This window comes from Streptomyces sp. NPDC049915 (assembly GCF_040656475.1).
Taxonomy (GTDB): Bacteria; Actinomycetota; Actinomycetes; order Streptomycetales; family Streptomycetaceae; genus Streptomyces.
In genome coordinates this window covers 1-12242 of sequence record NZ_JBFAMH010000004.1, presented here as the reverse complement: position 1 = coordinate 12242, position 12242 = coordinate 1, and the positions used below count along the sequence as shown (strand labels likewise).

The window sequence follows — 12242 nt, the reverse complement described above, 5'->3', positions numbered from 1 at the left end:
GGTCCCGGGGTGAGGAGGGAAGGAAGACGCTACGAGCCTACGGTCAGCGCACCTCGATGAAGCCCCCCGCGTCCCGCTCCGGCCGCGGCCGGGGCTCCTCGGCCGGGTGGCCGACGGCCACCGCGCCCATCGGGTCCCAGTGCGCGGGCAGGTCCAGCACCTCCCGGACGACGTCCCGGCAGAACATCGTCGAGGACACCCACGCCGATCCGAGCCGCTCCCCGGCCAGCGCGACGAGGAGGTTCTGCACACCGGCGCCTGCGGCGACGACGAACATCTCCCGCTCGGCCGCGTCCCGCCGCTCGTCGCCGTAGGTGTGGGAGCCGTCCATCACCAGGCAGGGGACGACCAGACAGGGGGCGTTGCGCAGGACGTCGCCGCGGCGCACCCGCTTGGCGATGGACTCCTCGCTCTTGCCGTCGCCTCGCAGGTCCGCGACCCACGCGTCGCGCATCGCGTCCAGCAGTCGGGTGCGGGACTCCGGCGACTCCAGCAGGACGAAGCGCCAGGGCGTGGTGTGGTGCGGCGCCGGAGCCGTCACCGCGGCCGCCACCGCCCTGCGGACCGCCCCCGGGTCGACGGGTTCGTCGGTGAACGCCCGTACCGTGCGGCGCTGGGTGACAGCCTGCCGGATCGCCTCGGAGGTGCCGAGGCGGAACATGTCGTCGCGCGCGCCGCGCACCAGGGCCCGGGCCCCGTCCGTGTCGTCGTCCGCCACCACCTCGGGCAGTCCGCGCACGACGGCCACCGGCAGCCCGGCGGCCTTGCCCTTGACCAGGTCGCCGGCGGCGGCCAGCTCGTCCGCGGTCGCCACGACGGTCGCGCTGAGCGGGTTGCCGTACGCGTCCGTGCCGCCGCGCAGATCGTCCAGCACGCGCACTCCGGCGGCGCCGATCGCGACGTCCGTGAGCCCCGCGCGCCAGGGCCGCCCGAAGGTGTCGGTGACGACGACGCCGACGCTGACGCCGAGCGTGTCGCGCAGGCCGGAGCGGATCGTGCGGGCGGAGGCGTCCGGGTCCTCGGGGAGCAGCAGCACCGTGCCCGCGGGGGTGTTCGACGCGTCCACCCCGGCCGCGGCCATGACCAGGCCCTGCCGGTTCTCCACGATGCGCAGGGCGCCACGCCGGGCCACCACCCGGACCGTCTCCGCGTCGATCGCGGCCTCCCGGTCGGCGGCCTCGGTGATCCGGCCCTCCGCCTTGGAGACGATCTTGGACGTCACGAGGACGACGTCCCCGTCGGCCAGGCCCGGCTCGGCGGCGGCGATCAGCTTGGCGAGGTCGTCACCGGGCCGGACCTCGGGGATGCCGGGCAGCGCCCACACCCGGTAGCCCTCTTCGGGCGCCGCGCTCATCGCCCCCGCACCTCCTCCGCCAGGTCCAGCGCCTCGCGGGCCATCCGCGCGGTGGCGTCGAGGTCCGTCATCATCAGCGGTACGGCCCTGCAGCGGATGCCCGCCGCCTCGACCTGCTCGACGGTGCCCGCGTCGACGATGTCGACGAGCCAGCCGTCCAGCAGCCCGGAGCCGTAGTGCTCGGCGACCGCGGTGGCGGTGGACTCGACGCCGACCGCCGCGAGCACCTTGTCCGCCATCCCGCGCACGGGCGCGTCCCCGACGATCGGGGACAGGCCCACCACCGGCACGCCCGCCTCGGCGATGGCCTCGCGGATGCCGGGCACGGCAAGGATGGTGCCGACGGAGACGACGGGGTTGGACGGCGGGAAGAGGATGACGTCCGCCTCGGCGATGGCCTCCAGCACGCCCGGCGCCGGCTTGGCCTGCTCGGCGCCGACCGGCACGACGGCCGCGGCCGGGACCGACGCGCGCAGCTTCACCCAGTACTCCTGGAAGTGGATCGCCTTGCGCTCGCCGTCGATCTCGACGGCCACGTGGGTCTCGACCCGGTCGTCGGTCATCGGGATCAGCTTCACGCCCGGCTGCCAGCGGTCGCACAGCGCCTCGGTGACCGCGCTGAGCGGATACCCGGCGCCGATCATCTGCGTCCGCACGATGTGTGTGGCGAAGTCCCGGTCGCCGAGCCCGAACCACTCGGGCCCGACGCCGTAGGCGGCGAGCTCCTCCTTGAGGTGGAAGGTCTCGTCGGCTCTTCCCCAGCCCTGCTCCTCGTTGATGCCGCCGCCGAGCGTGTACATCACCGTGTCGAGGTCCGGGCAGACCTTCAGCCCGAAGAGGTGGATGTCGTCGCCGGTGTTGCCGATGACCGTGATGTCCGCGTCCGGCGCGGCCTGCTTCAGACCGCGCAGGAAACGGGCACCGCCGATGCCGCCTGCCAGAACCACAATGCGCATGCGCCAAGTCTGGCAGGCGGGTACGACAACGCGTCAGACGGTCACGGAACGCGGCCGTTCGCGTGCCTCGCAGTGGGGGGTGGCGTGCATCGGCATCTCGGTCAGGCCCGGGAAGTACACGTGCAGGCTGACCGCCGGCTCGAGGGTGTCGTTGACGACCTCGTGCGCGTAGCCCGGGGCGAAGACGCGCTGGGCGCCGGAGGCCAACGCGCGCGTGCCGCGTTCGGTGCGCTCGGTCAGGGTGCCGTCCAGCACGGTCAGCACACCGGAGGAGGGGCCGTGGTCGTGCCGTCCGCTGCCCTGTCCGGGCACCCAGGACAGCAGCCAGACCTCGTATCCGGGGCCGGTGCGCAGCCGGTGGTACCAGCGGGTGGTGGCGTCGTACCGGACCAGGTGCTCCCACTGGGCGCGGTCGGCGGCGATCGAGCGGGCCAGGCCGACGAAGTCGGCGACGGTGGCCGGGTGCTCACGCGGGGGCTGCAGCAGATGCGGGACTTCGAGGAGGTCACCGGCGATCTGGAGGTCGCTGTCGCTGTTCATGGGGTGGGGGTTCCTTGGCGAAGGGTGCGGAACGGGTGCCCCGTGGGAGAGGGCGGGGAGGGAACGGCGGCCCGGGGACGGAAGTCCCGGCGGGCAGCTGGAGCTACGGTCGGCTCAACAGCTGGGACAGCAACAGCTACAGCGAACGCGCACAGCACCGAGGGACCCGGCGGCGCGGGTCGTCACGGATGCCAAGTTCGCGAGCATGCCCCCAAGGACAGCGGTTCACACCTTCACTGTCAACTCGACGACCGGTATGTGGGACAAGCTTCACCTCATCCGGTGCATGTGTGAGGTGAAAGGTTTGCTCACCCGTTCACCGGGACACATGCGGCACATCCGGGTGCGCAAGCCGCGTTGTGATCTCGTGATCCGACTGTGATCTTGTTCGCTTCGTCGAGCACACAGGAACGGGATCGAACGCACGGGCGTCTTTCTCCGTACAGGCCCTGCGAGGGGCCCTTGAGGCGGAAGGCAGCCTTCCGGGTCCCGTCGGCGTGTCAAGGTTTATGCCGATTTGAACACTTTCTGCGCCTCCTTGGTTCCGCAGAGTGAATAAGGGGCCCAATAGCAGATCTCGGCTTGACTCGCCCGGAGCAGCACACTTGTAATTTCACTCGTGTCGTTCAGCCGAAATCGGTAACGGCTACATCACGGGGACGCGGAAAGACAGACGAGGGGCGCACATGACCGAGACGGTGCAGCAACTGCTGGTCGACGACGCGGGCGAGGAACTCGGCTGGCAGGAGCGCGCGCTGTGCGCCCAGACCGACCCCGAGTCCTTCTTCCCCGAGAAGGGCGGCTCCACGAGAGAGGCCAAGAAGGTCTGCCTCGCGTGCGAAGTCCGCTCCGAGTGCCTGGAGTACGCCCTCGCCAACGACGAACGGTTCGGCATCTGGGGCGGCCTGTCCGAGCGGGAGCGCCGACGGCTGAAGAAGGCCGCGGTGTGACCGCCGTATGACCGGCTACTGACCGAACAACCGCGGACTGTTCCGCACAAACGTGTCGAACGGCCCGTCGCGGGTGGGTTATCCACAGGCGGCGGGCCGCGGTCGTGCCCAGCCGATAGTGTGGTCGCTCGTCCGAGACGCCCCACCGCCCGCAGGCGGCACAGGCGTCCACCGCAGTCCACCGAACCGGGGCCCGTACCTCGATGACCGTGCACAGCCACACCGCAGCCCAGCAAGACGGGGCTGCGACACCTGAGTTCCCGCGTCACGTGGTGACCGCGGTCCTCGTCTCCCACGACGGCGCCCGCTGGCTGCCCGACGCGCTCGCCGGGCTGCTCGGCCAGGAGCGCCCCGTGCAGTACGCCGTCGCCGCCGACACCGGCAGCGCCGACGCCTCCGCCGAGCTGGTCACGGCCGCCCTCGGGGCCGACCGCGTGCTCCACCTGGCCCGCCGCACCGGCTTCGGCCAGGCCGTCGAGGAGGCCACCCGCACCGCCCCGCACCTCACCCCCGAGGAACTGCCCTACCTCAAGCGGCCCAGCGGCTGGGACCCCGTCACGCGCACGTGGCGCGACGACGCCTACGACCTGCCCGACCTGCCGCACGGTGCACCCGTCCAGTGGCTGTGGCTGCTGCACGACGACTGCGCCCCCGAGCCCGACGCGCTCGCCGAGCTGCTGCGCGTCGTCGACCGCGAACTGGAGCTCGGCCGCGACGACGTGGCCGTCGTCGGCCCCAAGCTGCGCGGCTGGTACGACCGGCGCCAGCTGCTCGAGGTCGGCGTCTCCATCGCCAACTCCGGCCGCCGCTGGACAGGCCTGGACCGCCGCGAACAGGATCAGGGCCAGCACGACCACGTGCGTGACGTGCTGTCGGTGTCCAGCGCCGGCATGCTCGTCCGCCGTGACGTCTTCGAGCACCTCGGCGGCTTCGACCGCCGCCTGCCCCTCATGCGCGACGACGTCGACCTGTGCTGGCGCGCGCACGCCGCCGGCCACCGCGTCCTGATCGCCCCCGAAGCCGTCGTGCGGCACGCCGAGGCCGCCTCCCGCGAGCGCCGCGCCGTCGACTGCGCCGGCCGCACCACCGCCTCCCCGCACAAGGTCGACAAGGCCGGTGCCGTCTACACCCTCCTCGTCAACGCCCGCACCGCCGTGCTGCCCTGGATCGTGCTGCGCATCGTCCTCGGCACCCTGCTGCGCACCGCCGCCTACCTCGTCGGCAAGGTCCCCGGACAGGCCGTCGACGAGATCCGCGGCCTGCTGGGCACCCTGCTGCGGCCCGAGCGGATCATCGCCGGCCGGCGCAGGCGCGGACGCCCCGCGGTCGACAAGGGCGAACTACGGCCCTTGTTCCCGCCGCCCGGAGCAACCGTGCGGGCCACCTTCGAACAGGTCGCGGGCAACCTCTTCGGCGGCTCCGACCAGGAGACCTCCTCGGTCGGCCGGCACGGCGGCGCCGTCGAGTCCGGCCCCGGCGGAGACGACGCCGACTTCCTGGAGATCGAGCAGTTCGCGCGCCTGAAGCGCATCGCCCGCAAGCCGGGTCCGGTGCTCTTCCTGGTGCTGCTGGCCGTCTCCCTGGTCGCCTGCCGCAACCTGCTCGGCGGCGGCGCCCTCGCCGGCGGCGCGCTGCTGCCCGCCCCCGCCGACGCCTCCGAGCTGTGGTCCCGCTACCTCGACGCCTGGCACCCGGTCGGCGCCGGCGGCGCCCCCTCCGCGCCGCCCTACCTGGCGATCGTCGCACTGCTGGCGTCGGTGCTGTTCGGCTCGACCGGCCTGGCCGTCACCGTCCTGCTGGTCTGCTCCGTCCCGCTGGCCGGCTTCACCGCGTACTTCGCCTCCCGCCCGCTCGTCGAGTCCCGGCTGCTGCGCGCCTGGGCGGCCATCGCGTACGCCTTCCTGCCCGCCGCCACCGGCGCCCTGGCCGGCGGCCGCATCGGCACCGCCGTCCTCGCCGTCCTGCTGCCGCTGATCGCCCGCGCGGGCATCGCCGCAAGCGGCCTCGCGAACCCCTCCGGCGCACGGGGCAGTTGGCGCGCCACCTGGGCCTACGCCCTGCTGCTGACCCTGACCACGGCGTTCACGCCGATCGTGTGGCCCCTCGCGCTGATCCTCGGCCTCGCGGTCCTGGCCCTGCGCCGCGGCGACCTCATCGCCCAGGGCCTGCGCTTCCTGGCCCAGCTGGGCACACCGCTGCTCGTCCTCGCGCCCTGGTCGCTGTCCCTGCTGCCGTTCGGCTTCTTCACCGAGGCCGGCCTGGACTACGGCCGGTCCTCCGCCACCGCGCTCGACCTGCTCGGCGCGAGCCCGGGCGGCCCCGGCACCGTCGACGGGCTGATGCTCATCGGCATCGTGCTGGCAGCGCTCGCCGCCCTGATGCGCTCCGAGCGCCAGCGGGGCATCTGGACCGCCTGGGCCGTCGCTCTCGTCGCCCTCGTCTTCGCCGTCCTGTTCAACAGCTCCACCTGGGCCGGCCCCGCCACCCTCGTCTACGGCCTCGCCCTCCTCGCCGCCGCCGTGCTCGGCGCCGACGGCGCACGCACGCGCGTGGCCGAGCAGAGCTTCGGCTGGCGCCAGCCGGTCGCCGCGCTGATCGCGTTCGCGTCCGCCGCGGGCCCGCTGCTCGTCGCCGTCGGCTGGATGATCGGCGGCGCCGACGGGCCGCTGGAGCGCCGCGACCCGGTGCAGGTGCCCGCGTTCGTCGCCGAGGAGAGCAACACCCGCGACCAGGCCCGCACCCTCGTCCTGGACAGCGACTCCGCCGCCCATGTGAGCTACATGCTGGTCCGCGGCTCCGGCGCCCGCCTCGGCGACGCCGAACTCGCCGCCGCCGACGGCGAGAACGACCGGCTCGGCAAGACCGTCGCCAACCTCGTGGCCGGCTCCGGCGCCGACCAGGCCGACCAGCTCGGCGCGTTCGCCGTGCGCTACGTCCTCGTCCACAAGGGCGCGCCCCGCGACGTCACCCGCGTCCTGGACGCCACCCCCGGTCTGAGCCGGCTCAGCGAGCAGAACGGCAGCGGGCTGTGGCGGGTGGACCGCGAGGTCTCCCGCGCCGCAGTCGTCCCCGCCTCCGGCACCGGCACACCCCAGCCCGTCGCGGCCGGCCCCGTGGAGATCCACACCACCGTCCCGGCCGGCCAGGGCACGCGCGTGCTGCGCCTGGCCGACGCCGCCGCCGACGGCTGGAGCGCCACCCTGGACGGCAAGCCGCTCAAGGCCACCACCGTCGGCGGCTGGGCCCAGGGCTTCGAACTGCCCGCCTCGGGCGGAAAGCTCGACGTCGTCTACGAGGACCCGTTCGGCCACACCGCCTGGCTGTGGGCCCAGGGCGCCCTCGCCGTCGTCCTCGTCGTCCTCGCCCTGCCCGGGCGGCGCCGCGACGTCGACGACGACCTGCCCGACGAGCCCGTGATCCCGGCCCAGCCGGTCGCCGGCGAGGGCCGCCGCGCCCGCCGCCTGCGCGCCCAGGCCGAGGCGGAGGCCGCGGCCGGGGAGGAGCAGCCCGTGCCCGCTCCCACCGATCAGCCCCCGGTGCCGGTCCCGCAGCAGCAGTCCTACGACCAGTGGGACACACCCGCCCCGGCCGTCGCGGAATACGGCGGCTACGACCCGTACCAGGCAGGCGGGCAGCCGTACCCGGCGGGCGGCGGCTACGAGCAGGCGTATCCGGCCGACCCCTACCAGGCCGGCGGCTACGACCCCTACGGGTACGGCGGCCAGAGCCCGGCCGATGCCTACGACCCGACGGCCTATCAGCAGCCGTACGACCAGGGGTACGACGCGACGGCGTACGGCCAGGCACAGCCGCAACCGCACGACGGCGGCCATGAGCGCCCCGACGGGAGCCAGCAGTGAACCGCACGACCCTGTCCCTGATCGCCGGCGCGACCGCGCTCGCCGCGGTGACCGGCTTCGCCGCCCTCAGCTCCCCGGACGCCTCCGGCGCGGACCCCGCCAAGGCCGCCGCCCAGCGGCCCGTGGAGCGCACCACGCTGCTCTGCCCGGCACCCAGCCAGTCCGACCTCGCCGACACGGCGTACACGTCCTTCACGCCCGTCACCCAGGGCGTGTCGGGCACCGGCTCGGCCGAACTCAAGGCCGCCGCCGAGCAGTCGGAGAGCGGCGCGAGCGGCAAGGACAAGAAGGGCAAGAAGGGCAAGAAGGCGTCCGCGAAGAGCGGCACACCCGGCCTCACGCCTAAGAAGCCCGGCACCCCCGCCACCGCGGAGGCCTCCGGCGCGGACGCGCCCGCGCTGATCGGCACCGCCCAGGGCACGTTCGCGCCCGGCTGGACCGTCCAGCAGACCACCGAGGTCGCCGCCGGCAACGGGCGCGGCCTGCAGGGCGTCGACTGCACGGCCCCCGACACCGAGTTCTGGTTCCCGGGCGCCAGCACCGCCGCCGACCGCACCGACTACGTGCATCTGACCAACCCCGACGACTCCGCCGCCGTCGCCGACATCGAGCTGTACGGCAAGGACGGCGCGGTGAAGTCGACGGTCGGCGAGGGCATCACCGTCCCGCCGCACGCCGGCGAGCCGATCCTGCTCTCCACGCTCACCGACGACCGGCAGGACAACCTCACCGTCCACGTCACCGTCCGCAGCGGCCGGGTCGGCGCCGCCGTCCAGGCCCTCGACCAGAAGCTCGGCGGCGACTGGCTGCCCGCTGCCGCCGACCCGGCACCGAGCCTGGTGCTGCCCGGCATCCCCAAGGACGCGGTGTCCGTCCGCCTGGTCGCCTTCACGCCCGGTGGGTCCGACGCCGACCTGAAGGTGCGTCTCGCCTCACCCGCGGGGCTGATCACCCCGGCCGGCAACGAGACGCTGCACGTGAAGTCCGGCCTGACCAGCGTCCTCGACCTCGGCGACGTCACCCGCGGCGAGGCCGGATCGCTCGTGCTGACGCCGACGGACCGTGCCGTGCCGGTGGTGGCCGCGCTGCGGGTCGTCCGCGGCAAGGGCGACCAGCAGGAGACGGCGTTCATCCCGGCGACCGCGGCCGTGGGCACACGCGCGACGGTCGCCGACAACAGCGATAAGGGCACCACGCTCTCCCTCACCGCGCCGACGGCGAGCGCCCAGGTCAAGGTCACGGCGTCGGCCGGCAGCCAGGGCGGCGCGGCGGCCACCCAGACGTACACGATCAAGGCGGGCACCACGCAGGACGTGCAGATTCCCGTCCCCAGCGGTCTGAAGGGGACGTACGCGCTGACGGTCGAGCAGGTCTCGGGCGGTCCCGTCTACGCCTCCCGCATGCTCGCGGCGACGGAGGACGGCGTTCCGGGCTTCACGATCCAGACCCTGCCGAACGACCGCGGCACGGTGGCGGTGCCCGAGGCGGACGAGGACCTGGCGGTACTGCAGAAGTAGGGCGGCGACGCAGGCGGGACCGGACGCTCGTACGGCGTCCGGCTCAGTCCTCGCGGCAGCCGAGATCCGCCGTTGCGGCGTCGGGCTCAGTCCTCGCGGCAGCCAAGACCCGCCGTTGCGGCGTCCGGCTCAGTCCTCGCCGTAGCGGGGGTCCACCGTCTCCGGGGTCAGCCCGAGCAGCTCGGCGACCTGTTCCACGACGATCTCGTGCACCAGCGCCGCCCGCTCGTCGCGTCCCTTGGTGCGGATCTCCACCGGCCGCCGGTACACCACCACGCGCGCCCGCCGGCCGTCACGCGCCGGGATGATCCCGCCCAGCGGCACGGCCTCGTCGTTCCACGGCTGCCCCGGGCCGTCCAGCCGCGGCACCTCCAGCACGAGGAAATCGATGTCGGCGAGCTGCGGCCAGTGCCGCTCGAGACGGTCCACGGAGTCCTGCACCAGGTCCGCGAACACCTCGGCGCGGCTCGCCGCGAGCGGCACCTGCGGCGGCGCGATCGGCCCGCGCATCCCCCGGCCGTGGCGATCACGGCGGCGGGGCCCGGGGCCCGTGGCACGGGGCGGTACGGCGTTGTCCATCACTGGTGCAGCGTAGTCCTCGGCGCCCTCGCTCGCCCGACCTGCGGGTGACGGTTCGGCCACGGGGAGTCGGCGGTGCACGCCGTGTCACAGGCTGACCATTCCAGCCAACTTCGGCTCGTTTCCGTATCTCTACGTGACCGCGGACCTCAAGCCGATTGGTGGTGTTTGTATGGAGAAATGACCGGATCGCCATCCGACGCACGCCGGGAAGACAGACGTCGGCGCAGGTCAGCGAGGTCCCTCTGGAAGGGTGTGTGGGACGTTTCACAGCACGACACGGGGGAGTGACCTGGTGGAGAGTCGTCGCGGCCCGCTCAAGAGTGCGGTACCGTCCAACATCGTGAGCCCTGTACGTCGCTGTTCGCGCACCGCCTGCGGCCGACCCGCCGTCGCGACGCTGACGTACGTCTACGCCGACTCGACCGCGGTCCTCGGCCCGCTCGCCACCTACGCCGAACCCCACTGCTACGACCTGTGCGCCGAGCATTCCGAGCGCCTCACCGCCCCGCGCGGCTGGGAAGTCGTACGCCTGCTGGACGGCTCCGCTCCCGCGCGGCCCAGCGGGGACGACCTGGAAGCCCTTGCCAACGCGGTCCGCGAGGCGGCCCGTCCGCAGGAGCGGGCGGCCGGGGCCGGCGGCGGGGCACGCTCGGCGGACCCGATGGAGGTCGCCCGCCGCGGCCATCTGCGGGTCCTGCGCTCCCCCGACAACTGAGCCGCACGGCACTCGCCCCGTCGTCCCGGGATCTCCCGCTTGACCTGAGGTTACGGCTTGCCGTCCACTCGGTGTCCGCCCCTTCCGCGGCCGCTACGTGCGGGTAGGTTGGGGCGACCGACGGGGACGTTCAGGAGGAAGTGACCGTGGCTGGTGATCTGTCGCAGCTCGTGAAGGCGTACGACGTGCGCGGGGTGGTTCCGGACCAGTGGGACGAGTCGCTGGCCGAACTGTTCGGCATGGCCTTCGCCCAGGTGACCGGTGCCGACGCAATCGTCGTCGGCCACGACATGCGGCCCTCCTCGCCCGGCCTGTCCCGCGCCTTCGCGCGCGGCGCCGCGGCACGCGGCGTGGACGTCACCGAGATCGGCCTGTGCTCCACGGACCAGCTGTACTACGCCTCCGGCGCGCTGGACCTGCCCGGCGCCATGTTCACCGCCTCGCACAACCCGGCCCAGTACAACGGCATCAAGATGTGCCGGGCGGGCGCCGCGCCCGTCGGCCAGGACACGGGGCTGGCCGAGATCCGCGCGCTGGTCGAGCAGTGGAGCGTCTCGGGTGCCCCCGAGCCGGCCGCGAAGCCGGGAACCCTGGGTGCGCGTGAGACGTTGGGGGATTACGCGGCCCATCTGAAGTCGCTGGTCGACCTCACCTCCATCCGGCCCCTGAAGGTCGTCGTCGACGCGGGCAACGGCATGGGCGGTCACACCGTGCCCACCGTGCTGGACGGCCTGCCCGTGCAGCTGGTCCCGATGTACTTCGAGCTGGACGGCACCTTCCCCAACCACGAGGCCAATCCCCTGGACCCGGCCAACCTCGTCGACCTTCAGCTGCGGGTGCGCGAGGAGGGTGCCGACCTCGGCCTCGCCTTCGACGGCGACGCCGACCGCTGCTTCGTCGTCGACGAGCGGGGCGAGCCGGTGTCGCCGTCGGCCATCACCGCGCTGGTCGCCTCGCGGGAACTGGCGCGCAACGGCGGCAAGGGCATGATCATCCACAACCTGATCACCTCCTGGTCGGTGCCGGAGGTCGTCACCGAGCACGGGGGCACGCCGGTGCGCACCCGTGTCGGCCACTCCTTCATCAAGGCGGAGATGGCGCGTACGGGGGCGATCTTCGGCGGCGAGCACTCCGCGCACTACTACTTCCGGGACTTCTGGAACGCGGACACGGGGATGCTGGCGGCGCTGCACGTCCTCGCGGCCCTCGGGGAGCAGGACGGTCCGCTGTCGGCCCTGGTGGCGCAGTACGACCGGTACGTCGGCTCCGGGGAGATCAACTCCACCGTCGCCGACCAGGGGGCCCGCGTCGCGGCGATCCGCGCGGCGTACGAGGGGCGCGAGGACGTGACCCTGGACACGCTCGACGGCCTCACGGTGAGCGCCGCCGACTGGTGGTTCAACGTCCGCCCGTCCAACACGGAACCGCTGCTGCGGCTGAACGCGGAGGCGCGTGACGGGGGGCTGATGACGAAGGTACGGGACGAGGTGCTGGGGATCATCCGGGGGTGACGGTGCCTGCGGCGCGGGGGCGTGTTTCGGGTGCGGGTGCGTTGTGGTTGCTCGCGCAGTTCCCCCGCCCCTTTTGTGCCTGCGGCGGCCCGTTGCGGTTGCGTCGTGGCGTGCGTCGCGTCTGCGGTTCGTTGTGGGTCGGGGCCGGGGTGGGGGGTGTCCGTCCTCGGTCCGGCCGTCCGTTTCCGACGGGGGCGCTGTTGCCCGGTGCCGGCCGCTGCGGGCACAAAAGGGGCGGGGGAACTGCGCGAGCAACC

9 protein-coding genes are annotated in these 12242 nt (G+C 73.3%); 5 read left to right on the top strand and 4 right to left on the bottom strand.

All coding sequences use genetic code 11. The features are described 5' to 3' along the window. Nucleotides 1–43 precede the first annotated feature (43 nt). Genes AB0J12_RS07365 through AB0J12_RS07355 form a run of 3 tightly spaced genes read right to left on the bottom strand, consistent with a single transcriptional unit; the run spans nucleotide 44 to nucleotide 2850 of the window. Nucleotides 44–1354 (bottom strand): coenzyme F420-0:L-glutamate ligase, encoded by a 1311-nt coding sequence (locus AB0J12_RS07365; RefSeq protein WP_363263244.1) that lies wholly within the window; start codon nucleotides 1352–1354, stop codon nucleotides 44–46. After that, a complete protein-coding gene (gene cofD, locus AB0J12_RS07360; protein ID WP_363263243.1) occupies nucleotides 1351–2310 on the bottom strand; it encodes a 2-phospho-L-lactate transferase in 960 nt (319 codons plus the stop codon). The genes AB0J12_RS07365 and cofD overlap by 4 nt, the downstream gene beginning before the upstream one ends. Before the next feature lie 33 nt (nucleotides 2311–2343). Beyond that, complete coding sequence (locus AB0J12_RS07355; RefSeq protein ID WP_363263242.1) at nucleotides 2344–2850, bottom strand: cysteine dioxygenase family protein; 507 nt, start codon at nucleotides 2848–2850, stop codon at nucleotides 2344–2346. Nucleotides 2851–3536: 686 nt separating this feature from the next. Between AB0J12_RS07355 and AB0J12_RS07350 the strand changes: the two genes are divergently transcribed. The 3 genes from AB0J12_RS07350 (at nucleotide 3537) to AB0J12_RS07340 (ending at nucleotide 9177) form a co-directional block, all read left to right on the top strand. Continuing rightward, on the top strand, nucleotides 3537–3800 hold the full coding sequence (locus tag AB0J12_RS07350) for a WhiB family transcriptional regulator (protein WP_361639037.1): 264 nt from the start codon (nucleotides 3537–3539) through the stop codon (nucleotides 3798–3800). A 203-nt stretch (nucleotides 3801–4003) separates the two neighbouring features. Beyond that, nucleotides 4004–7660 (top strand): glycosyltransferase family 2 protein, encoded by a 3657-nt coding sequence (locus AB0J12_RS07345; RefSeq protein WP_363263241.1) that lies wholly within the window; start codon nucleotides 4004–4006, stop codon nucleotides 7658–7660. Continuing rightward, nucleotides 7657–9177, top strand: coding sequence for a DUF5719 family protein (locus tag AB0J12_RS07340; protein ID WP_363263240.1), 1521 nt, complete (start codon nucleotides 7657–7659; stop codon nucleotides 9175–9177). Before AB0J12_RS07345 ends, AB0J12_RS07340 begins: the two co-directional genes overlap by 4 nt. A gap of 129 nt (nucleotides 9178–9306) precedes the next feature. On the opposite strand, the gene AB0J12_RS07335 is transcribed toward AB0J12_RS07340, so the two are convergent. Then, nucleotides 9307–9756, bottom strand: coding sequence for a metallopeptidase family protein (locus tag AB0J12_RS07335; RefSeq protein ID WP_361639057.1), 450 nt, complete (start codon nucleotides 9754–9756; stop codon nucleotides 9307–9309). A gap of 295 nt (nucleotides 9757–10051) precedes the next feature. Here AB0J12_RS07335 and AB0J12_RS07330 point away from each other — a divergent pair, with 295 nt between their 5' ends. Both AB0J12_RS07330 and AB0J12_RS07325 read left to right on the top strand, forming a co-directional pair. Continuing rightward, nucleotides 10052–10474 carry a DUF3499 domain-containing protein gene (locus AB0J12_RS07330; protein WP_363263239.1) on the top strand — a complete coding sequence of 141 codons (423 nt, stop codon included), beginning with the start codon at nucleotides 10052–10054 and terminating at the stop codon, nucleotides 10472–10474. A gap of 146 nt (nucleotides 10475–10620) precedes the next feature. Further along, the gene (locus AB0J12_RS07325; protein ID WP_363263238.1) at nucleotides 10621–11985 is read left to right on the top strand and encodes a phosphomannomutase/phosphoglucomutase; all 1365 of its coding nucleotides are present in this window, start codon (nucleotides 10621–10623) and stop codon (nucleotides 11983–11985) included. The last annotated feature ends 257 nt before the right edge of the window (nucleotides 11986–12242 follow it).

Excerpts from the sequence above, each read along its gene's own strand:
- AB0J12_RS07365 (WP_363263244.1), bottom strand. The coding sequence starts at position 1,354 with ATGAGCGCGGCGCCCGAAGAGGGCTACCGGGTGTGGGCGCTGCCCGGC.
- cofD (WP_363263243.1), bottom strand. The coding sequence starts at position 2,310 with ATGCGCATTGTGGTTCTGGCAGGCGGCATCGGCGGTGCCCGTTTCCTG.
- AB0J12_RS07355 (WP_363263242.1), bottom strand. The coding sequence starts at position 2,850 with ATGAACAGCGACAGCGACCTCCAGATCGCCGGTGACCTCCTCGAAGTC.
- AB0J12_RS07350 (WP_361639037.1), top strand. The coding sequence starts at position 3,537 with ATGACCGAGACGGTGCAGCAACTGCTGGTCGACGACGCGGGCGAGGAA.
- AB0J12_RS07345 (WP_363263241.1), top strand. The coding sequence starts at position 4,004 with ATGACCGTGCACAGCCACACCGCAGCCCAGCAAGACGGGGCTGCGACA.
- AB0J12_RS07335 (WP_361639057.1), bottom strand. The coding sequence starts at position 9,756 with ATGGACAACGCCGTACCGCCCCGTGCCACGGGCCCCGGGCCCCGCCGC.